Raw genomic sequence first — 25,602 nt, forward strand, 5'->3', positions numbered from 1 at the left:
GCCGCGTCGAGGGCCTGTAACAGGCCGGCTCCCTCGTCGCGGTGCGAGTCATGCGCGTCGGCCACGTCCTGTGATGTGACCACCTACGAGGAGCCCTAGAAATGTACCCCCGGCAACAGCCCAGTCCCATGCCCTTCCGGCGCTATCAGCCCTTCACCCCCGTCGCCCTGACCGACCGCACCTGGCCGTCGAAGGTGATCGACAAGGCCCCCCGCTGGTGCGCGGTCGACCTGCGCGACGGCAACCAGGCCCTGATCGACCCGATGGACTCCACCCGCAAGCTGAAGATGTTCGAGCTGCTGGTGCAGATGGGCTACAAGGAGATCGAGGTCGGGTTCCCGGCCGCGTCCCAGACCGACTACGACTTCGTCCGCAAGATCATCGAAGAGGGGCGCATCCCCGACGACGTCGTCATCCAGGTGCTGACCCAGGCCCGGCCCGAGCTGATCGAGCGCACCTACGAGTCGCTGCGCGGGGCCAAGCAGGCCATCGTCCACCTCTACAACTCCACCTCCACCCTGCAGCGCCGCGTGGTGTTCGGGCTGGACAAGGAGGGCATCACCGCCATCGCCGTCGAGGGCGCCAAGTTGTGCAAGAAGCTGGCCGACGACATGGCGGGGGAGACCGAGATCTACTTCGAGTACTCCCCGGAGTCCTACACGGGCACCGAGCTGGAGTACGCCGTCGAGGTCTGCGACGCCGTCAACGACGTGTGGCAGCCGACCCCCGACCGCAAGGTGATCATCAACCTGCCGGCGACGGTCGAGATGGCCACGCCCAACGTCTACGCCGACTCGATCGAGTGGATGCACCGCAACCTGCGCTACCGCGACTCGATCGTGTTGTCGCTGCACCCCCACAACGACCGGGGCACCGCCGTCGCCGCCGCCGAGCTGGGCTACATGGCCGGGGCCGACCGCATCGAGGGCTGCCTGTTCGGCAACGGCGAGCGCACCGGCAACGTCTGCCTGGTGACCCTGGGGATGAACCTGTTCTCGCAGGGCGTCGACCCCGAGGTCGACATCTCCGACATCGACGAGGTGCGCCGGGTCGTCGAATACTGCAACCAGCTGCCCGTCCACCCGCGTCACCCGTGGGGCGGCGAGCTCGTCTACACCGCGTTCTCCGGCTCCCACCAAGACGCGATCAAGAAGGGCTTCGAGCACCTGGAGCGCGACGCCGCGGCGGCGGGCGTGCCGGTCGACGAGTTCGCCTGGGCGGTGCCCTACCTGCCGATCGACCCGAAGGACATCGGCCGCACCTACGAGGCGGTCATCCGGGTCAACAGCCAGTCGGGCAAGGGCGGCGTGGCCTACATCATGAAGGCCGACCACCAGCTCGACCTGCCCCGGCGGCTGCAGATCGAGTTCTCGCGCGCGGTCCAGGCCCGCACCGACGCCGAGGGCGGCGAGGTGACCCCGGCCCAGATGTGGGAGGCGTTCACCGACGAGTACCTGCCCAACCCGGCCAACCCGTGGGGCCGCATCGGCCTGCTGGCCCACCGCACCACCTCGGCCGTCGACGACAAGGACGCCATCAGCGCCGACGTCCGGATCGAGGGCCAGATCCGCGAGATCCACGGCACCGGCAACGGTCCCATCTCGGCCTTCTGCGACGCGCTGGGCTCGGTGGGCATCGACGTGCGCGTCCTCGACTACACCGAGCACGCCATGAGCGGCGGCGCCGACGCCAAGGCGGCCTCCTACGTCGAGACCGAGATCGACGGCCAGGTCCTGTGGGGCGTGGGCATCGACGCCAACACCACGACCGCCTCGCTGAAGGCGATCATCTCGGCGGTCAACCGCGCGAACCGCTAGAAGTGCGAGGGCGCGGGGCCGTCCATGGTCCCGCGCCTTCTTCCCCGTTACGGCTCCGCCCACCCCGGCACCGCCCGCAGCAGCCGGTCCGCCCCGCATCCGGCGCCGACCGGCCGCGCCACGGCGCCGCCGTCACGGACCCGGTGTCGTGAACCGGCCCGGGGAGAGGTCCTGCGGGGGCGCGGACCGGCCGAGCACCATCTCGGCGCAGATCCGGCCGACGGCCGGGGAGATCGCGAAGCCGTGGCCGCTGAAGCCGGCCGCCACGTAGAGCCCTTCGGGCCCCGCCGGGCCGACGAGCGGGGCCAGGTCGGGCGTGATGTCGTAGCAGGCCGCGTAGGACTGCGGGAAGACGACATCGGGGAAGGCCGGGAAGCGGGTGGTGAACCGGGCCGCCGCGCGTTCGAGCTCCACGTCGGTGGCCCGGTTCAGGTAGCCGTCGGGGGTGGTGAGCTCGGCGCCCGTGTGGGAGCCGATCAGCAGGCGGCCGTTGTTCTCGTGGCGGACGTACTGCATGCCGACCAGGTCGGTGAAGGCCGGCACCGGGCCGACCGGGGCGCCGGGGGCGGCGATCACGATGGGCTCGCGCATCGCGCCGACGGGCAGGGCCACCCCGAGGGGCGCCACGAGTTCGGCGGTCCAGGCTCCGGCGGCGACGATCACGGCGCGCGCGCCGACCACGCGGCCGTCGGCCAGGCGGACACCCGTGATCGAGGAGGAGTCGCCCAGGAGGGCGGCGACCCTGGTGTGTTCGAGGATGCGCGCGCCGCCGCGCTGGGCCGCCTGGGCGAAGTGGCGGCAGGCCGCGACCGGGTCGCCGTGGCCGCCGCGGGGTTCGAAGGCGAAGGCGGCGAAGTCCTTGGTCTCCAGGCCCGGCCACAGGGCCGCGACGTCGTCGTGGGTGACCATCGCGACGTCGATGCCGAGGTCCTGGCGGCGGGCCACGTTGGCGCGCAGTGCGGCGGCCGACTCCGCGCCGACGCCGACGACGTGCCCGGTCTGCCGGAAGCCGAGGCCGGGGTGGCGTTCGAAGAAGCCGATGCCCTCCCAGGCCATCGAGGTCAGGGTGGCGCTCTCGTAGTGGCAGCGGACCAGCCCGCTCGACTTGGCGGTGCCGCCCGAGCCGGTGGTCCGGCGCTCCAGGACGAGCACGTCACGCTGCCCTCGGGCGGTCAGCGCGGCGGCGATCGACAGACCCTCCAGCCCGCCCCCGATGATCACCACGGCGTGGGAGCTCATGGCGGGAAGTGAACACGTGCCACATTGCCCCCATGTGGCCCGCCGGTTTCCGGACGGTAACCTTCGGGCCATGAGGATCGCGGTGATCGGCCTGGGCGACATCGCCCGGAAGGCGTACCTGCCGGTGCTCAGCGCCGTCGACGGGGCCGAGCTGGTGTTCTGCACCCGCAATCCCGGGACGCTGCGCGAGCTGGGCGACGCCTACCGGGTGACCCGGCGGCACACGTCGGTGGCCGAGGTCGTCGAGGGGGGAGCCGACGCGGCGTTCGTGCACGCCGCCACCGGGGCCCATCCGGCGATCGTGACCGAGCTGCTGGAGGCGGGCGTGCCCGTCTTCGTCGACAAGCCGCTCGCCTACCGGCTGGAGGACTCCGAACGGCTCGTGGAGCTGGCGCGCGAGCGCGGGGTGCCGCTCATGGTCGGCTTCAACCGGCGGTACGCCCCCGGCCTGCTCGCCCTCCGGGAGCTCCCGCGCGACCTGGTCATCCTCCAGAAGAACCGGCACACCCGGCCGGAAGACCCGCGCACGATGGTCTACGACGACTTCATCCACGTCGCCGACACGCTCCGCTTCCTGGCCCCAGGAGAGGTCACCACGACGTCGGTGCGGTTCCGGAAGACCGGCGGCCTGCTGGAACACGTCGTGCTCGAACTGTCCGGCGACGGGTTCACCGCCCTCGGGATCATGTCCCGGGTGAGCGGCCAGACCGAGGAGACCTGCGAGGTCATCGGCCGGGGCGAGAAGCGCAAGGTGCTCGACCTCGGCGAGGAGATCGCCTTCACCGAGGCTGGGGAGGTGCGCCGGCGGCGGCCCGACTGGGTGCCCGTCGGCATCCAGCGCGGGTTCCGCGGGGCCTGCCTCGCCTTCCTGGAAGCGGTCGGCGAGGGCAGGCTGCTCGACGCGGGCGACGCGCTGGAGACGCACCGCCTGTGCGAGCGGATCCTCGACGAGGTCGGCCGGTAACCCGGCCGGTCAGCAGCTCCTCGACTGGCAGGCGTCCGCCACCCTGCCGACGGCGATCGCGTGGGCGGCCTGGCGCAGGGTCAGGCCCCTGTCCCGTGACAACGCGGTGACCTGCCGGTAGGCGGGCTCCAGGTGCTCGCGCAGCCGGGTGCCGAGATCGCCGACCGTCCACTCGTTGTGGGAGGCGATCACGGCGCCGGCGTTCCCGAGCAGGTCGGGCACGACCACGCAGCCCCGCCCGGCCAGGATCTGGTCGGCAGCCGGGGTGACCGGGCCGTTCGCGGCCTCGACGACCATCCCGGCCCGGATCTCGGTGGCGTTGTGGGCGGTGACCGTGCCGGTGGTGAGCACGAGCACGTCGGCGTCGGCGCCCAGCCCGCCGCCGACGACCGTGAACCGGGCCTCGGCCAGCGTGGCGGTGACCATGGCCGCGACCGCGCCGGACCCGTGGACGGCGACCGTCCGCCCCCCGCCGGCGCCGAGCAGCACCCGCACGCCGAGCGCCACCGCCTCGGTCAGGTCGGGCCGCGCGGAGGTGAGCGGGACGTCGCGGCCCACCAGCGGCTGGATCTCGTGGGTGTAGCGGCGGGTCAGCCGGTCGAACTCGCGCTCGGTCAGCCCCGCCGGGTCGACGGCCACGCCGCCCTTCGCGCCGCCGTAGGGCAGCCCGGCCAGGGCGCACGTCCAGGTCAGGCCCATGGCCAGGGCGGTGACCTCGTCGAGGTCGGTGGCGGGATGGAAGCGCACGCCGCCCCTGGCCGGGCCGCGCGACAAATTGTGCTGGACCCGGTAGCCCTCGATCACGTCGATCCGGCCGTCTTCGCGGCGGACCGGGACCGAGACGGTCAGTGACCGGCGGGGTGTGGCGAGCATCTGGTGCAGGCCCTCGTCGAGGGCGAGGAAACGGGCGGCCTCGGCGAGGTGGTGCTGGGCGGAGGCCAGCGGGGCCGACGGCGCTGTCGGGATGTCCGTGACGGTCATAGTGGTGGTGCCTCTCGGATCGATCACCGTCGCCATTGACGGTGATGTCCACCATTGTCGTGAACGTGGATCACGGCGATGCCCTGTTTTGCGGGCATGTCGCCGTTTTTTCGCGGATCCTGCTGTCCACTATCGCACCGGTTTTGTCACTTATCGTGAACGGGGTGTTACAAACCGAGGTATCTCGCGAGCGATCGCATGCCGTGGTCGAAGAACTCGCGGCGGTGCGTGATCGTGTTGTCGAACTGGCCGAACAACTCGAAGCTGACCGCGCCGAACAGGGCCGTCCACGCGGTGACCGCGCGGGCGACCGCGACGTCGGAGACGCCCGGCATGACCTGCCGGAGGGCCTCGAGGTCGGGGCCGAGCAGGGCCGGCGGCGGGGTGGAGTCGGGCGGCGCCGGGTCGGCGTCGGCGATGATCCGGCCGCAGACGAGGGTCGCCCGCAGGGCGGGGGCGACGGTGTCGGCCGGCGCCCGGTATCCGGGCACGGGTGAGCCGTAGAGCAGGGCGTACTCGTGGGGGCGGTCGAGCGCGAAGTCGCGGACGGCGTGGCAGAGGGCCAGCCAGCGGGCCGCGGGGTCCTGGTCGCGCTGGGACGCCTCGGCCGCCTCGCCCAGGGCGTTGTAGCCGTCGACGATCAGCGCGGTGAGCAGGTCGTCCTTGGTCGGGAAGTAGCGGTGGATCGCCGACGACGCCATGCCCATCTCCCGGGCGATCGCCCGTAGCGACAACCCCGCCGCGCCCTCCCTGGCCAGGTGGGTGCGGGCGATGTCGGTGATCTCGCGGACCATCTCGGCTCTCACGCGCTCCCGCGCGGTCTTGGCTGCGCTCATCTCCGCAGCTTAACAGAGCGGCGTACAGAAAAGAGAGCAGTGCTCTTGACGAGCGATGCTCTGAAGAGAGAGCATTGCTCTCATGAGAGACCTGCAGAGCTTCGAGGAGCGCGCTCCGGTGCGCAACACCTCGTCGACGGAGATCGACGCCACGCCCGCCGAGGTCTGGGCGCTGCTGTCCGACCTGCGCGGCTGGCAGCGCTGGTGGCCCGAGCACCGGGTGCTCGAACTGGGGGAGACCGCCCCCGGCGAGCGGTACCGGTGGCGGCTGGGCGGCGTCCGGATCAGTTCCCGGTTCGCCGTCGTGACCGAGGGCCGCGAGCTCACCTGGAGCGGGGTGGCGCTCGGGCTCTACCGGGCGGTCGACCGCAACCTCGTCGAGCCGCTGCCCGGCGGGCGCACCCGCCTCACCATCTCCGAATCCCTCGCCGGGCCGCTGGCCGGGCTGCTCTACCCGGCCGCGAAGCTGCGCGCCGGACACGAACGTTTCCTGCACGCCATCAAGAAGGAGGCCGAGAAATGAGGCACGTCGTCATCGGGGCCGGTCAGGTCGGCGGTCAGCTCGCCGGGCTGCTGCTGGCCGAGGGGCACCAGGTCGTCCAGGTCTCCCGTTCGGGCTCGGGCGCGCCGGGGGCGGTGAAGGTCGCCGCCAGCGCGGCGGACGCCGACGCGCTGCTGCGGGCCTGCGAGGGGGCCGACGTGATCTACAACTGCGTCAACCCGCCCTACCACCGCTGGCCGGCCGACTGGCCGCCGATGCACGCCGCGATGCTGCGCGCCGCCCGGGAGACCGGCGCGGTGCTGGTGATCCTCGGCAACCTCTACGCCTACGGCCCCGTCACCGGCCCCATGACCGAGGACCTCCCGCTGGCCGCCACCCACGTCAAGGGGCGGGTCCGGGCGCGGATGTGGGAGCAGGCGCTGGCCGCCGGGATCAGGACCACCGAGATCCGCGGCTCCGACTACTTCGGGCCCGGCTCGACCGGCGAGGCCTACCTCACCATGCAGGTCATCCGGCCCGCCGCCGAGAACCGGCCGGTGGTCGTGCTGAGCGACCCCGACGTCCCGCACTCCTGGACCTACCTGCCCGACGTCGCCCGCGCCCTGCTGATCGCCGGCGCCGACGAACGTGCCTGGGGACGGCCCTGGCACGTGCCGACCACGGAGGCGCTGACCTTCCGCGAGGTCGCCGAGCGGACGGCCGCGCTCGCGGGCGCCCGGAGGCCGAGGGTGGTGCGGGTGCCCAAGGCGGTCTTCCACGCCATGGGCTGGGGCTCGCCGAAGATGAGGGAGCTGCGCGAGACCCTCTACCAGTTCGAGGCGCCGTTCCTGCTCGACTCGAGCGACTTCGAGAAGACCTTCGGCATGACGCCGACGCCGATCGACGAGGCCCTGGTGGCATCCATCCCGAGATAGGCGGTATCACTAGGAGAGTGGCACAACTAGTGATCGGCCCCCTCCTCCGCCACGTCGACGCGTCGACCGCGTCCATCTGGGTGGAGACCAGCGACCCCTGCACGGTCACCGTCACTGCGGGCGCCGAACAGTCGACAGAACGCACCTTCACGGTGCACGGACACCACTACGCGATCGTGGACGTCCCCGTAAGCGAACCCGTCCCCTACCAGATCCACCTCGGCGACGAGGCGGTGTGGCCGCTGGAGACGATGGACCCCAGCGTCATCCGTCCCGTCGACCGGCTGAAAAAGGTCGTCTTCGGCTCGTGCCGGACCAGCGTCCCCCATGACACGGCCCACACGATCACCCACGGCGTGGACACCCTCTTCGCCTTCGGGCACGCCCTGACCGTCCACGACGAGCTCCCCGACCTGCTCATCATGCTCGGCGACCAGGTGTACGCCGACGAGCCGTCCCGGGAGATGCTCGACTACATAAAGGCCCGCCGGGGCGACCAGGAGCCGGTCGGCGAGATCGCCGACTTCGAGGAGTACGCCGAGCTCTACCGGCAGGCGTGGAACGACCCCGAGATCCGCTGGTTGTTGTCGACCGTGCCGACGACCATGATCTTCGACGACCACGACCTGCGCGACGACTGGAACACCAGCAAGGACTGGCGGGCCAAGATGGCGAAGGTCCCGTGGTGGCCGCGCCGGGTCGTGGCGGGGCTCGGGGCCTACTGGGTCTACCAGCACCTGGGCAACCTGTCCCCGGCCGAACGGGCCGCCGACGAGGTCTACACGAAGATCCGCGCGGGCGACGGCGACGGAGCGGCGGTGCTCGACGCCTTCGCCCAGCAGGCCGACGAAGACCCGTCGACCAGCCGGTGGAGCTACGCGCGCGACTTCGGCGACACCCGGCTGATCATGCTCGACTCGCGGTGCGCCCGCCACCTGGAGCCCCGCGAGCGGTCGATGCTCGACGCGACCGAATGGGCGTGGCTGGAGGAGGCGCTGGCCGACCCGCCCGAGCGGGTGCTGGTCGGGTCATCGGTGCCGATCCTGCTCCCGGCCGGCATCCACCACATCGAGACCTGGAACGAGGCCCTGTGCGACGGGGCCTGGGGCAAGACGGTGGCCCGGTTCATGGAGAGGGCCCGGCAGGCCGTCGACCTGGAACACTGGGCGGCCTTCCGGCGCTCCTTCGACCGCCTGCTGACCATGCTGGCCGGCTCGGGCACCACGGTCATGCTGCTGTCGGGCGACGTGCACTACTCCTACGTCGCCCGGGTCAAGGGCCTGCCGATCTACCAGCTCGTCTGCTCGCCGATCCGCAACCCGCTCAGCCGCACCCTGCGCCTGGCCAACGTGATCGCCCAGTTCGGGGTGGCCACGGTGATCGGCGCCCTGATCGCCCGGACGGCCAAGCTCCCGAGGCCGCCGGTGAAGTGGCGCATCACCGACGGCCCCTGGTTCCCCAACGCGCTGGCCACCCTCACCAAGGAGAACGGCACGCACGTGGTCCGGTGGGAGACGCCGACCGTCCTCGACGACCCACCGAAACTCAAGGAGGTCTCCCGGGTGGAGCTCACTCCTATTCGTTGAGGCAGATTCACAACGCGAGCTACGGCCGGCCTTCGGCCGCCCGCAGCTCGCTTCCGCTGAGCACTTCCTCCAGCTGCGCCAGCGCCCACTCGATCTCGTGGGCCTCGACCACCAGGGGCGGGGCCAGCCTGATCGTGCTCCCGTGGGTGTCCTTGGCCAGCACGCCGCGTGCCATCAGGCGCTCGCACACCTGCCGGCCGGTGGCCAGCGACGGGTCGACGTCGACCCCCGCCCACAGGCCCCGGCCGCGTACGGCGGTGACGCCCGGCAGCGCCCGCAGGCCCTCGAACAGCACCGATTCGAGCTCGCGGGCGCGGGCCTGGTATTCGCCGGTCTTCAGCAGGTTGACCACGGTCTCGCCGACGGCGCAGGCCAGCGGGTTGCCGCCGAACGTCGACCCGTGCTGACCCGGCTTGATCACGCCCAGCACGCCGGCGTCGGCCGCGACCGCGCTCACCGGGACGACGCCGCCGCCGAGCGCCTTGCCCAGGACGTACATGTCCGGGACCACGTTCTCGTGGTCGCAGGCGAAGGTGTCGCCGGTGCGGCCCAGGCCCGACTGGATCTCGTCGGCGATCATGAGCACGCCGCGCTCGGTGCACAGCTCCCTGACCTGGCGGAGGTAGCCGTCCGGCGGGACCAGCACCCCGGCCTCGCCCTGGATCGGCTCCAGCAGCACGGCGACGGTGTTCTCGTCGATCGCGTCGGCGATCGCCTCGGCGGAGCCGTACTTCACGATCCGGAACCCGGGCGTGTAGGGGCCGAAGCCGTCGTGCGCGTCGGGGTCCGTGGAGAAGCTGACGATCGTGGTGGTGCGGCCGTGGAAGTTGTCCTCCATCACGACGATGTTGGGGTCGGTGATCCCCTTCACGTCGTGGCCCCACTTGCGGGCGACCTTGATCGCGGTCTCGACGGCCTCGGCGCCGGTGTTCATCGGCAGGATCATGTCCTTGCCGCACAACTCGGCCAGCCCGGCCGCGAACGCGCCGAACCGGTCGTTGAAGAAGGCGCGGCTGGTCAGGGTGACCCGGTCGAGCTGGGCGTGGGCCGCCGCCAGGATCACCGGGTTGCCGTGGCCGAAGTTCAGCGACGAGTATCCGGCCAGGCAGTCGAGGTAACGCCTCCCCTCGACGTCGGTGACCCAGGCGCCCTCGGCGGAGGCGATCACCACGGGCAGCGGGTGGTAGTTGTGCGCGCTCCGGCTCTCGGCCAGCTCGATCATGTCTCGCGTGTTCAAAGGCGGATCTCCAGGGTGCAGCACTTGGGGCCGCCGCCGGCCTTGCGCAGTTCCGACAGGTCGACCGGGATGACCGAGTAACCGTTCCGCTCCAGCTCGGCGCTGAGCCCGGTGGCCTCGGCGTTGACGATCACATTCTTGCCGTCGGAGACGGCGTTCAGCCCCAGCACGAGCGCGTCCTCCTCCGAGGCGATGATCGCGTCGGGGAACATCCGCCGCAGCACGCGCAGGCTGCCCTCGGAGAAGGCGCCCGGGTAGTAGGCGACGTTGTGCCCGTCGAGCGGGAACAGCGCCGTGTCGAGGTGGTAGAACCGCGGGTCGACCAGGCGCAGCGTGACGACCGGGCGGCCCAGGAACTCCTGCGCCTCCATGTGGGCGGCCACGTCGGTCCGGAAGCCGGTGCCGGCCAGGATCACCTCGTCGAGCGTGAGGAAGTCGCCCTCGCCCTCGTTGGTGAAGTTGGCCTCCTTGACCGGCAGGCCGAGTTCGGCGAACCACTTGGCGTAGGCCGGTCCCTCGTCGGCCCGTTCGGCGTGCGCGAACTTCGCGCCGTAGACGTGGGCGTCGACCACGAGGGCGCCGTTGGCGGCGAACACCATGTCGGGCAGCCCGTCGATCGGGTCGATCAGGCTCACCCGGTGGCCCAGCGACTCGTAGGCGGCCTTCAGGGCGTCCCACTGCTCAAGGGCCTTCCCGGCGCTGGCCCCGGCGGCCGGATCCATCCAGGGGTTGATCGCGTACGTGACGGCGAAGAATTCGGGCCGGCACATAAGGAAGTGACGCGTCGTGGCCACCCGCTCGCGGGTGGTGGTCGTCGTCTCGTAAGCGGGTGTGTTCACGCACGTCTCCGGCGGTGAGCTGGGGCAACTGCTCTCAGACTAGGAACAGGCGACCTGGGCTCCAATGCGGCGACATTGCGTCCTTAACGCGGTCTCTTGCGTCTTTGCGGTGCTCGGCGGTGATTTGTTGCTCAGGTGATCAGCCGGGTGAGCACGATCGCGCTTTTCGTCCGGGTGACGAACGGCTCGGCGGCGATCCGCTCGATGACCTGCTCGACGTGCCGGACGTCGGTGGCGCGGATGTGCAGCAGCGCGTCCGCCTCGCCGGTCACCGTGCAGGCCGACACCACCTCCGGGTGCCGGGAGACGGCCAGCCCGATCTCGGCTGGCGAGGTCTTGCCCCGGCAGAACAATTCGACGTAGGCCTCGGTCGTCCACCCGAGGGCGGAGGGTTCGACGCGGGCGGTGAACCCGGTGATGGCCCCCTGCTGAACCAGCCGGTCGACCCGTCGTTTGACCGCCGGGGCCGACAGCCCGACCTGGCCGCCGATTTCCGCATATGTCGCCCGGGCATCGTCCACGAGGGCCCCGATGATCGCCCGGTCTAGCTCGTCCAGCTTCACGAGCATCTGTATACCGCCTGAAACCGCGTCCACCGTTGGCGGGACGCGCGCTCACCTCTGTTCTCTCCGTTCGGCCGCACCGGGCGGGCGGCCTTTCCGGCTCCGTTACGGCTCCGCCCGCCCGGCCCCGCCCGCCGCCTCCGGCGGGGCGGCCACCCGGCGCCGACCGGTCGCGCCCGGACCGCGCCGTCACGAGAGGCGTCAGGCCGGACCGGGCACCTGGTCTTCGGCGGTGTCTTCGGCGGTGTTGATCGGTTCGCGTGAGCGCATATCGGAAATGCCGGGCGTGGTTGTGGGGGAGGGCGCTCAGCCGGCCGGAAGCGGGGCGCGGGCGAAGCCGGGAGCGGCGCGTTCGAGGAGGTCGAAGGCCCTGACGACCTCTCTCCTGAGGTCGGGCAGGATCGTGTCCGGGGTCTCGCCGGCGGTGCGGCGGGCGAAGTAGGACGAGGCGGTGAGGCGGACCACCGCGCAGACCCCGGCGGCGAGGATCTGGGGCGTGATGTCGCCGGGCTCGGTCCCGGCCTCGTCGGCGAGGGTCTCGGCGAGGATCTGCTCGCGGCGCTCGTGCAGTTCCCGGATGCGCGCGACCAGCGACGGCGCGTCGTTGATCATCTTGGCGACCAGCTCGCTGCCCTCGGAGGTGCCGTACCGCCAGTCGCGGGTGTCGAGGGCGTCGAGGACGTCGCGGCGGAGCGCCTCGACGGCCGTCTCGCCCGGCCGCCGGTCGCGGACCACGACGGCGAGGAGCTGCTCTGCCTCGTCGAGGCGGTCGAGGCAGAGGTCCTCCTTGGTCCTGAAGTAGTTGAAGACCGTGTTGATCGAGACGTCGGCGACTCTGGCGACCTCGGCGACGGTCACGTTGTCGAAGCCGTGGTGCAGGAACAGGCCCATCGCGATGTCGGAGATCTTGAGCCGGGTCTCCCGCTTCTTGCGCTCACGCAGGGTCTCCATGGCGGGAATCCTACCAAACTTGTAGTGACACCAAATTTGTGGTTACTCTACCGAAGTGATCCAAGCGAGAGCACTGACAAGGACCTTCAAGGGCGTCCCGGCCGTGCGGGGCGTCGACCTCGACGTCCACGAAGGCGAGATCTGCGGCTTCCTCGGGCCCAACGGGGCCGGGAAGACGACCACGCTGCGTATGCTGACCACCCTCCTCCGGCCGACCTCCGGCACCGCGACCGTGGCGGGCCACGACCTCGTCGCCGACCCGGCGGGGGTGCGCCGGTCCATCGGATACGTCGCCCAGGGCGGCATGTTCACGCCCCTGTCCCTGATCGGCGAGGAGTTGCGGCTGCAGGCCCGGCTCCACGGCCACTCGGCGCGCGAGGCGCGGCGGCGGGCCGGGGAGGTGCTCGAACGGCTCGACCTGGCCGGCTTCGACAGACGCACCCCGGCCTCGTTGTCGGGTGGCCAGGCCCGGCGGGCCGACCTGGCGCTGGGCCTGGTCCACGCCCCTCGGGTGCTGTTCCTCGACGAGCCGACCAACGGCCTCGACCCCCGGGCGCGGGCCGAGCTCTGGACGTACATCCGGGGCCTGAGGACCACGATCTTCCTCAGCACCCACTACCTCGACGAGGCCGACGCCCTGTGCGACCGGGTGCTGATCATCGACGGCGGCCGCATCGTGGCCTCCGGCGCGCCGGCCGACCTCAAGCGGGACCACGCGGCGGCCACCCTCGACGAGGTCTTCCTCACGGTGACCGGCCGCCCGATGGAGGACGCCGCGGAGGCGGCGGCCTGACCGGTGAGAAAAAAGGGCCGGTTCTGTGCGGAAATATGTGTCCGGATTTTGCCGGACGCCTTCATCGGACGGATCCCCGAGACGCAAACGATCTTCGTTGGGAAACGTCCGGAAAAGCAGGGTGACAAGAAGGGGGTCATCGGATGACTGCGTTTGTTGTGGCGGCGCATTATCTGCGCGAAACGTTCCGTAACACTTTTGTGATCGTTTTCGGGGTGGTCCAGCCCGCGCTCTATCTGGTCCTCTTCGGGCCGGTGTTCACCGGGTCGGGCGTCGGCACCTGGGACGTCCTGGTCCCCGGCCTGCTGATGCAGCTCGCGCTGCTCACCTGCGGGCTGACCGGGTTCAACATCGTCTTCGACCATCGCTTCGGGGTGCTCGAACGGCTCCGGGTCACCCCCGCGAGCCGGTTCGCGCTGCTGGTCGGACGGGTCATGAAGGACGCCGTGCTGCTGCTGGTGCAGGCGGTCGTCCTGCTCGCGCTCGCCGTCGCCTTCGGGCTGCGGGCCTCGGTCCCGGGCATGGCCGCCGGGCTCGCGCTGGTGATCGTCATGTCGCTGGGGCTCGCGGCGTTGTCGTACGCGGCGGCCCTCACGCTCGGCGACGAGTTGTTCCCGCCGGTCGCCGGCACGGCGGTGGTGCCGCTCCTGCTGCTGTCGGGAGCGCTGCTCCCCATGGAGGGCGCCCCCGGCTGGCTGGACGCCGCCTCGCAGGCCACCCCGTTCCGCCATGTCGTCGACGCCCTGCGGTCACTCTTCGCCGGGTCGGCCGAAGGGGTCGGGCAGGCGGTGATCGGGGTGGCGCTGTTCCTCGCGGTCGCGCTCCCCCTGGCGACGCGCGTGTTCGGCCGGGAGAACGCCTAACCGAGCAGGTGGTCGAGGCGGCCCGACTTGATCTCGGTGAGCATCGCGGTCAGCGCCTCGGCGCCGAAGACCAGCGCCGGGCCCTCCGGGTCGCGGGAGTTGCGCAGGGCCGTGGTGCCGTCGGGAAGGCGGGCGAACTCCACGCAGCTGCCGTTCGGGTTGCTGTGACTGCTCTTCTTCCAGACGACGTGCCGCAGCTGGCCGGAATTCGGAACGTATCCCATCGCACCCTCTCATCGGTTCAGAGGGCCACCCTAGTAGGTCATCTGCACGTGCATCGGAGATTACAGAGAGGTGCGAATCTCCGTCAGGAGTTCCTGTGTCCTCCGCGCCTGGTGGGCCTCCACGCACAGGCTGTTCATGACCTGCATGTAACGGTCCACCTCGTCGAGTTTCTCCAGGTAGAGGGCGCTGGTGAGCTGTTCGAGGTAGACCACGTCGGGCAGCTCGCGCTCGTCGAAGCGCAGGATCGTGAAGGGGCCGCCGGCCGCCGCGTGGCCGCCGCGCTCGAACGGCACGATCTGGAGCGTGATGTTCGGGTGCTCGCTCATCTCCAGCAGGTGGTCGATCTGGGCGCGCATCACGTCGCGGCCGCCGAGCGGGCGGCGCAGGGCGGCCTCGTCGATGACCGTCCACAACTTGACCGCGTCGGGCCCCTGCAGGCGGGCCTGGCGGGTCATGCGGAGGGCGACGCGGCGGTCGATCTCCTCCTGGGGGGCGCCGGCGTTGGCGAGCAGGATGACCGCGCGGGCGTAGTCGGGGGTCTGGAGGAGCCCGTGGACGAACTGGACCTCGTAGGCCCGGATCACCGAGGCGGCCTCCTCCAGGCCGACGTACATCTCGAACCAGGAGGGGAGCAGGTCGCTGTACTTGTGCCACCAGCCCGGCGAGTTGGCCTGCCGGGCCAGGTTGATCATCGCGTCGCGGTCGGCCGCGTTGGTCACGCCGTAGAGGGTGAGCAGGTCGGCGACGTCGCGCTCCTTGAAGCTGACCCGGCCGAGCTCCAGGCGGCTGATCTTCGCGTGGGAGGCCCGGATGACGTGACCGGCGTCTTCGGGCGAGATGCCCTTGGCCCGCCGGAGCCGCCGGAGCTGGGCGCCCAGGAGGATGCGCAGCACCGTGGGGCCACCACGGGAGTACGAGAGCACGCCGGGGTGGTGCGGTTCAGCGGTCACGACAGTCTCCACACGCGTTACGTCACAGGTCGGGCATTTCCTTAACCAGTGCATCATTGTCGCATCAGCGGCCCTTGGCAAACAGTGCGGCATTCATGGGAAAATGCCAAGAGCCGCCACCTGCACGTGCATATGCAGTTATTTTTTGATTAGTACTGATTCGTTAGACCGGCTGACAATCGGGGCCCCGTCGTGGTGGCGCACCTCCGGCAGCAGCCGGTCGAGCCAGCGCGGCAACCACCAGTTGGCCCGTCCGAGCAGCGCCATCGTGGCCGGGACCAGCACCAGCCGCACGAGCGTCGCGTCGATCAGCACGGCCGCCGCCATGCCCACCCCGGTCGTCTTGACGGTCACGTCGGGGTCGAGCGCGAAGCCGACGAACACCGCCACCATGATCGCGGCGGCGCTGGAGATCACCCGGCCGGTCGAGGCCAGGCCCCGGATCACGCTGCCCCTGGCGTCGCCGGTGGCGAGGTAGTCCTCCCGGATCCGGGACAGCAGGAAGACCTCGTAGTCCATCGACAGGCCGAACAGCACGGTGAACATCAGGATCGGCACCCAGCTCGACACCGCGCCGCCGTGCGGCAGCCCGACCAGGGCCGCCCCGGCGTCGGTCTGGAACACCGCCGTGATCACCCCGTACGCCGCCGCGACCGACAGCAGGTTCATCACCGCGGCCTTGAGGGCGACGACCGGCGCCCGGAACAGCACGGTCAGCAGCAGCAGCGACAGCGCCACCACGAACGCGACCACCACCCAGAGCCGGTCGGCCAGGCGGTCGGAGATGTCCCCGAACACCGCCACCACCCCGGTGACCATCACCCCGTCGGGGAGGGTCGCCCGCAGGTGCCGGACGAGCTCGGTGGTGCGCTCGTCCTGCGGCCCGGTCTCCGGTTCGACGGCGATCACGGCTGCCCGGCCCTGCGTGACCGGCGGGGCCACCGCCTTGACGCCGGGCACGCCGGGCAGCCGGGCGGCGACCTCCGCGGCCAGCGAGGCGTCCATGGCCAGCACGACCGGGCCGTTCGCGCCGGGGCCGAACTCCTCGGCGACCAGGTCGTAGGCGACCCGGGTGGTCGTGCTCTCGGGCTGGGTGCCGGCGTCCTGGGGCCAGGTGCGCATGCCCAGCGTCGGCGCGGCCAGCGCCAGCAGCACCACGACCGCGACCAGCGCCGACCGGACCGGGCGCTCGCCCACCCACGCGGCCCACCGGGCCGTGCGCGTGGCCTTCACCACCGGCTTCACCAGGCCGAGGCGCTCCTTGCGCGGCAGCACCCGCCGCCCCGCCAGGCCCAGCATCGCCGGCACCAGCGTGACCGAGGCGACCATGACGGCCCCGACGGTGGCGAAGGTGGCGTACGCGAACGACGCGTAGACCGGCAGCGTGGACAGGTTCAGCCCGAACAGCGAGACCAGCACGGTCAGGCCCGCCATCAGCACCGAGGTCCCGGCGGTCGCCGTGGCGTGGGCCGCCGCCTCGACGGGCGGCAGCCCGGCCCGCAGCGCCTCGACGTGCCGGCTGACCAGGAACAGGGCGTAGTCGATGCCGACCCCGAGGCCGACCATCGTGGCGATCGTCGGGGCGATGGTGGAGATCTCGGTCAGCGCGGCCAGCAGGGTGACCAGCGCGGTGCCGACGCCCAGGCCCATCAGCGCGACGAGGATCGGCAGCCCCGCCGCGACCAGCGAGCCGAGCCCGGCGATCAGGATGACCAGGGCGGCGACGATGCCGACCACCTCGGCGGTGCCGCTGGGCGCGGAGACGTTCTCCGGCACCTCGCCGCCGAACGCGACCGTGAACCCGGCCTCCTCGGCGGGGGCGGCGGCGCCGGTGAGGGCGTCCACGGCCTCGGAGCCCTTGAAGTCGGTGACCGGGACGGAGTAGCCGACCTCGATCAGGGCGGTGTCGCCGTCGGGCGACAGGCGCGGCGGGGCGACGCGCGATACGTGGGGCAGCGCGGCGAGCCGGTCGGCCAGCGTGGCCAGCAGGTCCGGCGGCACCGCCCCGTCGCCGTGGACGACGACCCGGGACCCGGCGCCGGCCATGGCGGGGAAGTGCTCCTCCAGGAAGGCGCTGCCCTCCTGGGAGGGGATGCCGGGCACGTCGTAGTCGTCGTGGGTGGTGCCGCCCGCCGCCATCGACAGGCCGGTCGCGGCGACGAGCGCCACCAGCCAGACGGCGAGCGTGCGCCACGGATGTGCGGCGGCCGCGCCACCAAGGCGGCCGAGCAAGCGTGACATCGGGGGTGTCCTCTCGTGATCGGTACACCCCCACGGTGGACCCGGCCGCTTGGCCGCCTCTTGGGGTGGGCTTGGAGACCGGAAGGTCACACCTGCGGGAGCCCGGCCAGCGCCTTCTCCGCGTCGGCCGCCCACAGCGGCGCGCCCCGGTGCCGGGCCACCTCGGCCGCGTGCCGGTAGTGGTCGGCCGCCTCGGCGAGGTCTCCCAGGCGCACCGCCAGGTCGCCCAGCAGGTGGGCGACCGGCCGCAGCGAGGCCGACAACGAGGCCGCGCCCGGCAAGCTGTCACGCAGCGGCAGCAGTTGCTCGCGGATCTCCCTGACCTCTTCCAGCGAGCCGACCTGGGTCGCCGCCATGGCGCGCAGGCCCAGGTAGAGGGAGTAGTAGAAGTCCTTGCGGATCGGGGCGAGCCGGGTCCGGATCTCGGCGGCCTCCTTCAGGCGGCCCTCGCGGCAGAGCGCCACCGCGAGCAGGTCGTTGACGATCGCGCCGTGCTCCTGCTGGAGGGCCCAGGCGATGTCGGCGTACTCGCCGTGCCGGTCCTGGGTCAGCCGGATCGAGAAGACCGCCAGCGCGTGGGCGCCCTCGGCGTTGATCGAGCCCTTGCGGTGCAGCAGGCCGAAGGCGGCGGCGTAGGCCGCCAGGGCGCCGTCGAGGTCGCCGGCCACGTGGCGGAGCGTCGCGTGGGCGACGTTGGTGACCTCGCGCGCCTCGATCATCTGGTACGCCGCCGCGAGGTCGCCGGCCGCCTTCAGGTGCGCGTGCATGCCGGGCAGGTCACCGACCATCCAGCAGGCCCGGGCGGCGACGAACTCGCCGTACCAGCGGTAGGCCAGCAGGTGGTCGTGGCGGGTGGCCAGCTCGGCCAGCCGCACGGCCAGGTCGAGGACCCGCCGCGGCGCCAGCTCGAACGGGGTCTCCTTGAGCCGGACGATGAGGGCCAGCGCCGTCATCGCCGGGTCGTCGAGCGTGGCGGCCAGCTCCTCCAGCTCGGCGGCGGCCGCGGCGCTGCGCGGGTCGCCCTCGTTCTCCAGTTCGGAGACGACCATCTCCAGCAGACGGCAGCGCACGACCGGGTCGAGGTCGCCCCGCCTCAGCAGCCGGGTGATCAACCCGACGGTGCGCTCGTCGACGTAGGAGTAGGGGCGGATGAGCCACGGGGTGGCCTCGGTCCAGCACGAGAACGCGGCGATCAGCAGGTCGTCGCGGCCCGCCGCCTGGGCGATCTCCACCGCCTTCTGGCGGGTCACCCGGGCGTGCGCCACCGCGCCGTCCTGCACCTGGGCGCGGACCAGCGCGGCCAGCAGTTCGACCTTGGCGGCGTCGCGGTCGGCCATCGCCTGGGCGGGCAGTCGTTCGAACGCCTCAAGCGCCTGTTCGTAGAGTTCGGTGGCGGTGTCGTAGGCGTAGCGGCGGGTGGCCAGTTCGGCGGCCTTGACCGAGTGGGCGACGGCGCGTTCGGCGGTCGCCGAGGTGCCCGCGCGGGCGTAGTGGTGGGCCAGGGCGGTGTGGTCGTCGGGGTGCAGGGCGGCCAGGGCGTCGGCGACGCGGGCGTGCATGCGCGTGAGGCGCACCTGCGAGAGGTCGTGGTAGAGGGTGTCGCGGACCAGCGCGTGGGTGAACCGCACCCGGCCCGGCGACGGCTCGGTGAGCAGGCCGGTCAGCACGCCCGCCTCCAGGGCGTCGAGCACCCCGTCCTCGTCGGCGTCGGCGGCGCCGACCAGCACCTCGACCTCGGCCTCCCGGCCGACGGCGGCGGCGAGCCGGAGCACGGTGACGGCGGGCGCGGGCAGCCGGGCCAGCCGCCGCCGCAGGACGTCGCGCACCCCTTCGGGAACGCTCCGGGCCACCCCCGCCAGGCTGCCCTCCGAGGCCAGGAGGCGGGCGCTCTCCCGTACGTAGAAGGGGTTCCCGCCGGTGCGCTCGGCGATCCAGGCGACGGTCCCGGCCTCGACCTCGCGTCCGCAGACCGAGGTCACGAGCCGCTCGACGTCGCCCTCGGACAGGCCGTCGAGGTGGAGCCGCGTGGGGGAGCGGGCGGCCAGCGCGGCCAGCGCGTCCTCCTGGGCGTCGGTCACGTCGGAGGGCCGGTAGGCGGCCACCAGCAGCACCCGCGCTGCGGTCAGCTCCTGGGCCACGGCGACCAGCAGGCCGAGCGTCTCGGCGTCGGCCCGGTGGAGGTCGTCGAGAAGGATCGCCAGCGCCTGCCCTTTCCGGGCACCCGTGCTCTGGGTCATGGCGCGCAACCAGGCGCAGGCGGCGCGGTGCATGCGGAACCGGCCGGCGGCGCCGTCGTCGGAGGGCGGGCGCGCGTCGCCGAGCAGCGGGGCCAGCGCCTCGGCGTGCTCGCCGAGCGGGGTGGTCCGGGTCAGCGGCGCCAGCGCCTCGATCCACGCCCAGGCGGGCGGCGCGCCCTCGGTCTCGGGGCAGCGCCCGGTCGCGACCAGCCAGACCGCGGGGTCGAGGTCGTCGGCGATGCGCGCCATCAGGGTCGACTTCCCGGCCCCCGGCTCGCCGCTGATCAGCACCACGCCCGCCTCTCCGGCGGCGGCGCGGGCGGCGGCGTCGGCGATCTCGGCCAGTTCGAGGTCGCGGCCGACGAACAGCGGGCCCGTGGGATCGGTCCAGTTTTCGGCCGCGCGCGGCGCGGCGATCGTGACCTGCGCGGTCTCGGCCGGTCCGGGCACGCGGGTGGCGGCGTGGAGCAGGTCGAGCCGCTGCGCGAGCACGGCGTCTTCCAGGTCGGTCAGCGCCGGGCCGGGGTCGAGCCCGAGTTCGTCGGCGAAGGTGGTGCGGGCCCGGCGCAGCGCCGCGAGCGCGTCGGCCTGCCGTCCGCTGCCCCACAGGGCCAGGGCCAGCAGCCGCCAGCCCTCCTCGCGGAGTGGTTCGCGCCGCGTCAGCATCTCGGCCGCCGGTACGGCGTCCGCCGGCGGCGCCGACCGCAGGGTGGTCTCGACCAGCAGTTCCTGGGCGACCAGGCGCACCTCGGTCAGCCGGGCGGCTTCGGCGACGGCCCAGTCCTCGTCGGCGAACTCGGCGAACGCCTGGCCCTGCCAGATGCCCAGGGCGTCGCTCAGCAGCGTGCGCGCGGCGGCGGGATCACGGGCGCTCAGGGCGCGGGCCTCGGCGGCGGAACGTTCGAACCGCCAGGCGTCCACGGCGTCGGCGTCGAGCCGGACGGCGTATCCGGGGGCGGCGCTCACCAGCACCGAGGCGGGGGCACGCGGCGGCCGGCCGGGTTCGAGCAGGCGGCGCAGGTTGGCCACATAGGACTGGAGCGACGCGATGGCCTTGGCCGGGGGTTCCCCGCGCCACAGGTCCTCGATCATGCGGTCGACGGAGACGACGTCTCCGCGTGAGGCGACCAGGAGGGCGAGCACGGCGCGCTGGCGTGGCCCGCCGAGGGGCACCGAACGCCCGTCGACGTCCGCTTGGAGGGGACCAAGCACCCGTACACGAACGGTCACGCGGCCAGGTTATACCCCCCAGAACATCCCAAGAGACCTTCAAGCCGCATGGCGGACATTAAGGGCCTGACCTCGACGGAAAGGGAAGTCAATCATGTCTGCCGATCGGCCCGACACCCACGACATGCTCGTGGTCCACCGGGTGTTCCGCCGCGAGTCCCGGATTCTCGCCGAACTCGTGCCCGCCGTCGCCGCCGGTGACGTGGCGCGCGCCCGGATCCTGGCCGCCCACCACCGCGACTACGCCCTTGGCCTGCACCACCACCACAAGGGCGAGGACGACCTCATCTGGCCCAAACTGCTGGCCCGGGTCGACCTGGAGGCCGACCTGGTGATCCGCATGGAACACCAGCACGAACGCGTCCAGTCCGGGCTCGACCGCATCGACGCGGCCCTGCCCGAATGGGAGCGCACCGCCGACCCCGCCCTGCGCGACCACCTCGCCGGCCTGTACGCCGACCACCGGGCCGCCCTCCTCGAACACCTCGACGACGAGGAGAAACACATCCTGAGCCTGATCGAGGAGCACCTCACGGCCGCCGAGTACGCCGCCGCCGGGGCCCGGTTCGCCACCGCGACCCCCAACGACAAGCTGCTGCTGTTCCTCGGCGCCCTGCTGGAGGAGGCCACCCCGGCCGAACGGGCCCACCTGCTCGGCACCCTGCCCCCGGCCGCCCGGCTGGCCTGGTTCCTGGTGGGCCGCCGCCGCTACGCGCGCCAGGTGGCGCTGGTACGCGGCCCTTCAAGACGCTGACCAATCAGCTCCAAGTGCCCCGTCCCACCCTGGAGCGCATGACGAACGAACGCCCCTACGTCCAAGAGATGGTCATGATCCACCGGGTCTTCCGGCGCGAGTCGAAGATGATGCCCGAGCTGTTCCGCCGGGTCAGGCCCGGTGACGTCGCCCGCGCCGCCCTCATGGCGGAGCACTACCGGGGCTACGCCGAGGGCCTGCACACCCACCACACCGGCGAGGACGACCTCCTGTGGCCGAAGCTGCTCGCCCGGGTCACCCTGGAGGCCGACCTGGTCAACCGGATGGAGCACCAGCACGAGTACATCGCCGACACCATCCGCCGGATCGGCGACCTGCTGCCCGAGTTCGAGCGCACCGCCGACCCGGTCACCCGCGACCGCCTCGCCGACCTGCTCACCGACCACCACGAGGCCCTCGACGAGCACCTGCGCGAGGAGGAGACGCACATCCTGCCACTGGTCACCGAGCACATCACGGTGGCCGAGTGGAACGAGATGGGCGAACGCGGCGTCAAGGAGGCGTCGGCGGGTTCGCTGAAGCAGCAGCTGATCGTGCTGGGCGCGATCCTGGAGGACGCCACCCCCGAGGAACGCGCCCACTTCATGGGCAACCTGCCCGCCCCCGCCAAGCTCGCGTGGAACCTGGCGGGGAGGCGCTTCTACGCCACGCGCAAGGCGCTGGTGCGCGGCTGAACCGGCCCGTCCGCCTGCGAGGGCTAGTTCGCCTCGGCGTCGCCCGTGGCGGCCTCGACCGCGTCCTCGGGGCTGGCCTCAAGATCCTGCTCGGCGTTGGCCACCGCCAGCGCCGACTGCTTGTCGAGCCGCACCCAGCTGTTGACGCTCTCGACCGAGAACAGCACCACCAGGTAGAGGGTCAGCGCGCCCGCCACCCAGGTCAGCGTGCCGATCGCGGCGCCCACGCCGAGCACGAGCAGCCGCACCTCCCAGCCGAGACCGGCCTGGAAGATCCACGCCGGGGGCCAGATGCTCTGGCGGGTCCGGTAGACGGTGTCGTAGGTGTGGTAGCCCACGATGTAGAGCAGCACGAACAGCAGCCACTTCGGGGTGCCGGAGGCCAGCCCGATCAGGATGATCGTCAGGAACTCGGCCGCCCGGAGCAGCGGCGGGGTCAGCCAGTCGAACCGCCCCAGGTGGTCGTGCGAGGCCGTCGGCAGCACCAGCACGGTCAGCACCACCGCGGGCACCAGCAGCATCGGCCCCTCGGTCAGCGACCCGGTCACCGCCAGCGCGACGATCGCCAGCAGCGCCGCCAGCGTCATCGGCACCGGCGGCAGCCCGCGGCCCAGCCGGGGCTTCAGCAGCGTGACCAGCGGGCCGTCGTCGCGGTAGGCCACCAGGCGCGCGGTCTGCACCCGCTGCCGCTCCAGGTGGGGGTCGAGGACCTCGGGCTCGGGCTGGGGGTGCGTGATCATGCCATCGACCTCAGGAGACGTCCGGTCAGGGTGTACGTGGCCGCGATGCCGCCCCAGGTGATCAGCACCAGGAACGTGACCCTGGGGTCGAAGAACGCGGTGACGACGGCGATGGCGGCGAACCGCTCGCCGATGGGGAAGACGATCATCTTGCGGGCCCAGTGGACGGTCCGGAACTTCCCGGCCTTCGTCCACAACCGCAGCAGGTTCTTGACCGCGCCGCCACTGGTGGCCTTGCGCACCTCGAGGGCGTCGCGCAGCGGCCGGTCGTCGGCCACGGCCAGGTCGAGCGTCGGCAGCGGGTTCGGCGGCTTGCGGCGGTTGGCCGCGCCGAAGGAGAAGTCGAGCAGGTGCTTGACCGACTGGAGCGCCAGCGCGACCAGGGCCAGCGTCCAGATCTCCTCGCCGTCGCCGAACTGCCCGGAGACCGTGGCCCCGACGGCGAGGCCGACGAAGACGGCGTACTCCTTGAACCGGTCGAACGTCGCGTCGAGCCAGGCCCCGAGGACGCCGAACTTGCGGGCGTACCGGGCGACCTGCCCGTCGACGCAGTCGAAGACGAACGCGAAGTAGATCAGCACGCCGCCGGCGACGTAACCGGGCCGCCCGCCGGTCGCGAACGCGCCCGCGGCCAGCAGCCCCAGCGCGATCGAGATCAGCGTGACCTGGTTGGGGGTCAGCCCCCGCCGCGCCGCCCAGCGCGCGATGAACCGCGAGTACGTGCTGACGAAGTAGGTCGTGAAGAACCCGTCGGCGCCCTTCACGGCGTTGTCGAGCCGGGCCCGGTCCTCGTCGAAGGTCAGGAACTCCCGCACGGCCTCGTCCACGTTCCCGGCGTCGACCTGCCGGTAGAACAGGTCACGGCGGCCCCGGATGCCGACCGACACGCCGCGGCGGACCAGCCCCAGCACCAGCAGCTCGGTCACGCCGTCTTCCGGCCCGGTGAGCGAGGCGAACTCGGCCACGTCGCGGGCCGCCTCGGCCAGGTTGGCGACCTGGCTCGCCTTGAGGTGCAGCGGCCCGAGCAGCGCCGCGTTGGGCCGGGTCACCTGGTGGTAGGCGCTGCCCTGCGAGATCACCCGCGTCTTGCTGATGCGGGCCCGCTGGGGACGCCCTTCCAGTACGTTCATCCCGATCTCGGGCACCGCCTCCTCGATGGGCGGCGGCTCGGGGGCGTCGGGGTCCCGCTCCTCGCGGACGACCAGGGCGACGGCGCCCCGCTTGGACTTCACGAGCTGGTAGATCAGCTCGTCGTGGATCAGCGAATCGGCCGGGAGGACCAGCAGGTCCTCGTCCAGCCCCGCGGCCACCTCGGCGATCGCCCGCAGGTCCCCGGCCCGGTCGGCGCTTTCCACCGTCCGGGCGCCCGGGTAAAATGCGGCTTGACCTGGCCGAACGATCATGACCGGCTCGGGGTCGTAAGCCGCGGCCTGGTCGATCAGCCGCTGGAAGGCCATGGGGGAGCCCGGCAGGCCGGTGAGCGGCAGCGGGGGCGCTCCGTTTTCGGAGCCCAGCAGCACCACGCGGGTCATGGCACCCTTTCTCTGGTTCATGCGGCGGGGGGAGGAAACCCACGCAGAGGCCAAAGCTTAGTGACCTTTCGGTTAACCCGTCGCACCACAGGTTTACCGGACGTATAGACAGCGCCACGAGGTTACTTACCTAAATTTCACCAAACGTGACCCGAGTAGGCTGACGCCGTGAGTCTCTACCGTGACGAGGGCGTCGTCCTGCGCACCCACAAACTGGGCGAGGCCGACCGCATCATCACGATCCTGACCAGACGCACCGGCAAGGTCAGAGCGGTCGCCAAGGGCGTCCGCAAGACCAAGTCCCGCTTCGGCGCCCGCCTCGAACCCTTCACCCACGTCGACGTCCAGTTCCACACCGGCCGCTCCCTCGACATGGTCACCCAGTGCGAGACCATCCGCCCCTACGGCGAACCCCTGGTCTCCGACTACCCCCGCTACACGGCCGGCACGGCCATGCTGGAAACCGCCGACCGCCTGACCCTGGGCGAGAAGGAACCCGCCCTCCGCCAGTTCCTCCTGCTGGTCGGCGGCCTGCGAACCCTGGTCGACGGCTCCCACGAACCCCGCCTGGTCCTCGACGCCTTCTTCCTCCGCTCCCTGGCGGTGGCGGGCTACGCCCCCGCCCTGTCGGAATGCGCCCGCTGCGGCGCGGAGGCGGTCAGGGCGTTCGCGATCGTGGCCGGCGGCGTGGTGTGCGCCAACTGCCGCCCGTCGGGCGCGGCGGTCCCGGCGGCCGAGACGATCGCACTGATGATCGCCCTGCTGCGCGGCGACTGGGAGGCGGCCGACGCCTCGGAGGCCCGGAACCGGGTGGAGTGCAGCGGGCTGGTGGCGGCCTACCTGCAGTGGCACCTGGAGCACGGGATCAGGTCACTCAAACACGTCGAACGCGGCCTCGCGCCGTCCTGAGTTC

The 25,602-nt window shown here is 71.8% G+C and carries 23 protein-coding genes; 10 read left to right on the top strand and 13 right to left on the bottom strand.

What is annotated here, in order from left to right; translation table 11 throughout:
* The first annotated feature begins 101 nt into the window (after positions 1-101).
* The gene (leuA, locus tag QSK34_RS01385) at positions 102-1,817 is read left to right on the top strand and encodes a 2-isopropylmalate synthase (protein ID WP_285579021.1); all 1,716 of its coding nucleotides are present in this window, start codon (positions 102-104) and stop codon (positions 1,815-1,817) included.
* A 132-nt stretch (positions 1,818-1,949) separates the two neighbouring features.
* On the opposite strand, the gene QSK34_RS01390 is transcribed toward leuA, so the two are convergent.
* On the bottom strand, positions 1,950-3,056 hold the full coding sequence (locus QSK34_RS01390) for an NAD(P)/FAD-dependent oxidoreductase (protein WP_285579022.1): 1,107 nt from the start codon (positions 3,054-3,056) through the stop codon (positions 1,950-1,952).
* A 70-nt stretch (positions 3,057-3,126) separates the two neighbouring features.
* Between QSK34_RS01390 and QSK34_RS01395 the strand changes: the two genes are divergently transcribed.
* On the top strand, positions 3,127-4,020 hold the full coding sequence (locus QSK34_RS01395; protein ID WP_285579024.1) for a Gfo/Idh/MocA family protein: 894 nt from the start codon (positions 3,127-3,129) through the stop codon (positions 4,018-4,020).
* A gap of 9 nt (positions 4,021-4,029) precedes the next feature.
* On the opposite strand, the gene QSK34_RS01400 is transcribed toward QSK34_RS01395, so the two are convergent.
* Both QSK34_RS01400 and QSK34_RS01405 read right to left on the bottom strand, forming a co-directional pair.
* The gene (locus QSK34_RS01400) at positions 4,030-5,028 is read right to left on the bottom strand and encodes a Glu/Leu/Phe/Val family dehydrogenase (RefSeq protein WP_285579026.1); all 999 of its coding nucleotides are present in this window, start codon (positions 5,026-5,028) and stop codon (positions 4,030-4,032) included.
* A gap of 140 nt (positions 5,029-5,168) precedes the next feature.
* On the bottom strand, positions 5,169-5,837 hold the full coding sequence (locus QSK34_RS01405) for a TetR/AcrR family transcriptional regulator (protein ID WP_285579028.1): 669 nt from the start codon (positions 5,835-5,837) through the stop codon (positions 5,169-5,171).
* Positions 5,838-5,919: 82 nt separating this feature from the next.
* Between QSK34_RS01405 and QSK34_RS01410 the strand changes: the two genes are divergently transcribed.
* The 3 genes from QSK34_RS01410 to QSK34_RS01420 are packed head-to-tail and all read left to right on the top strand — an operon-like array spanning position 5,920 to position 8,839.
* Positions 5,920-6,360: an SRPBCC family protein gene (locus tag QSK34_RS01410; RefSeq protein ID WP_285579030.1), complete on the top strand. Its 441-nt coding sequence runs from the start codon at positions 5,920-5,922 to the stop codon at positions 6,358-6,360.
* Positions 6,357-7,253: an NAD-dependent epimerase/dehydratase family protein gene (locus tag QSK34_RS01415; protein WP_285579032.1), complete on the top strand. Its 897-nt coding sequence runs from the start codon at positions 6,357-6,359 to the stop codon at positions 7,251-7,253. Before QSK34_RS01410 ends, QSK34_RS01415 begins: the two co-directional genes overlap by 4 nt.
* A 17-nt stretch (positions 7,254-7,270) precedes the next feature.
* Positions 7,271-8,839 carry an alkaline phosphatase D family protein gene (locus QSK34_RS01420; RefSeq protein WP_285579034.1) on the top strand — a complete coding sequence of 523 codons (1,569 nt, stop codon included), beginning with the start codon at positions 7,271-7,273 and terminating at the stop codon, positions 8,837-8,839.
* A gap of 19 nt (positions 8,840-8,858) precedes the next feature.
* Here the strand turns inward: QSK34_RS01420 and rocD are convergent, their stop codons facing one another.
* From rocD to QSK34_RS01440, 4 genes are all read right to left on the bottom strand, one after another.
* Entirely contained in the window at positions 8,859-10,061 is a 1,203-nt protein-coding gene (gene rocD / locus QSK34_RS01425) for an ornithine--oxo-acid transaminase (RefSeq protein ID WP_285581999.1), read from the bottom strand.
* A gap of 11 nt (positions 10,062-10,072) precedes the next feature.
* Entirely contained in the window at positions 10,073-10,846 is a 774-nt protein-coding gene (ddaH, locus tag QSK34_RS01430) for a dimethylargininase (RefSeq protein ID WP_285582001.1), read from the bottom strand.
* A 200-nt stretch (positions 10,847-11,046) separates the two neighbouring features.
* Positions 11,047-11,478: an Lrp/AsnC family transcriptional regulator gene (locus QSK34_RS01435; RefSeq protein ID WP_034382928.1), complete on the bottom strand. Its 432-nt coding sequence runs from the start codon at positions 11,476-11,478 to the stop codon at positions 11,047-11,049.
* A gap of 306 nt (positions 11,479-11,784) precedes the next feature.
* The gene (locus QSK34_RS01440) at positions 11,785-12,429 is read right to left on the bottom strand and encodes a TetR/AcrR family transcriptional regulator (protein WP_285579037.1); all 645 of its coding nucleotides are present in this window, start codon (positions 12,427-12,429) and stop codon (positions 11,785-11,787) included.
* 55 nt (positions 12,430-12,484) lie between these two features.
* On the opposite strand from QSK34_RS01440, the gene QSK34_RS01445 reads away from it, so the two are divergent.
* Entirely contained in the window at positions 12,485-13,222 is a 738-nt protein-coding gene (locus QSK34_RS01445; protein WP_285579039.1) for an ABC transporter ATP-binding protein, read from the top strand.
* A 143-nt stretch (positions 13,223-13,365) separates the two neighbouring features.
* Positions 13,366-14,085, top strand: a complete 720-nt coding sequence (locus QSK34_RS01450) for an ABC transporter permease (RefSeq protein WP_285579041.1) — start codon at positions 13,366-13,368, stop codon at positions 14,083-14,085.
* Here the strand turns inward: QSK34_RS01450 and QSK34_RS01455 are convergent.
* The 4 genes from QSK34_RS01455 to QSK34_RS01470 all read right to left on the bottom strand — a co-directional run bounded on the left by QSK34_RS01455 (position 14,082) and on the right by QSK34_RS01470 (position 20,968).
* The gene (locus tag QSK34_RS01455; protein ID WP_030450704.1) at positions 14,082-14,309 is read right to left on the bottom strand and encodes a DUF397 domain-containing protein; all 228 of its coding nucleotides are present in this window, start codon (positions 14,307-14,309) and stop codon (positions 14,082-14,084) included. The two genes, QSK34_RS01450 and QSK34_RS01455, sit on opposite strands and share 4 nt — an antisense overlap.
* 60 nt (positions 14,310-14,369) lie before the next feature.
* Positions 14,370-15,260 (bottom strand): Sco1979 family transcriptional regulator, encoded by an 891-nt coding sequence (locus tag QSK34_RS01460; protein WP_285579045.1) that lies wholly within the window; start codon positions 15,258-15,260, stop codon positions 14,370-14,372.
* A 138-nt stretch (positions 15,261-15,398) separates the two neighbouring features.
* A complete protein-coding gene (locus QSK34_RS01465; protein ID WP_285579046.1) occupies positions 15,399-17,501 on the bottom strand; it encodes an MMPL family transporter in 2,103 nt (700 codons plus the stop codon).
* Positions 17,502-17,587: 86 nt separating this feature from the next.
* Entirely contained in the window at positions 17,588-20,968 is a 3,381-nt protein-coding gene (locus QSK34_RS01470) for an ATP-binding protein (protein ID WP_285579048.1), read from the bottom strand.
* Between the two features lie 94 nt (positions 20,969-21,062).
* Between QSK34_RS01470 and QSK34_RS01475 the strand changes: the two genes are divergently transcribed.
* On the top strand, positions 21,063-21,722 hold the full coding sequence (locus tag QSK34_RS01475; protein ID WP_285579050.1) for a hemerythrin domain-containing protein: 660 nt from the start codon (positions 21,063-21,065) through the stop codon (positions 21,720-21,722).
* A gap of 38 nt (positions 21,723-21,760) precedes the next feature.
* Positions 21,761-22,417, top strand: coding sequence for a hemerythrin domain-containing protein (locus tag QSK34_RS01480; RefSeq protein WP_285579052.1), 657 nt, complete (start codon positions 21,761-21,763; stop codon positions 22,415-22,417).
* A 23-nt stretch (positions 22,418-22,440) separates the two neighbouring features.
* Here QSK34_RS01480 and QSK34_RS01485 read toward each other — a convergent pair whose 3' ends face one another.
* Together QSK34_RS01485 and QSK34_RS01490 are read right to left on the bottom strand one after the other, a co-directional pair.
* Positions 22,441-23,157, bottom strand: a complete 717-nt coding sequence (locus tag QSK34_RS01485) for a DUF5941 domain-containing protein (RefSeq protein WP_285579054.1) — start codon at positions 23,155-23,157, stop codon at positions 22,441-22,443.
* On the bottom strand, positions 23,154-24,689 hold the full coding sequence (locus QSK34_RS01490; protein ID WP_285579055.1) for a CDP-alcohol phosphatidyltransferase family protein: 1,536 nt from the start codon (positions 24,687-24,689) through the stop codon (positions 23,154-23,156). Before QSK34_RS01490 ends, QSK34_RS01485 begins: the two co-directional genes overlap by 4 nt.
* Positions 24,690-24,857: 168 nt before the next feature.
* Here QSK34_RS01490 and recO point away from each other — a divergent pair, with 168 nt between their 5' ends.
* Complete coding sequence (recO, locus tag QSK34_RS01495) at positions 24,858-25,598, top strand: DNA repair protein RecO (protein ID WP_285579057.1); 741 nt, start codon at positions 24,858-24,860, stop codon at positions 25,596-25,598.
* Positions 25,599-25,602 lie beyond the last annotated feature (4 nt).

This window comes from Herbidospora sp. NBRC 101105 (assembly GCF_030269205.1).
Taxonomy (GTDB): domain Bacteria; phylum Actinomycetota; class Actinomycetes; order Streptosporangiales; family Streptosporangiaceae; genus Herbidospora; species Herbidospora solisilvae.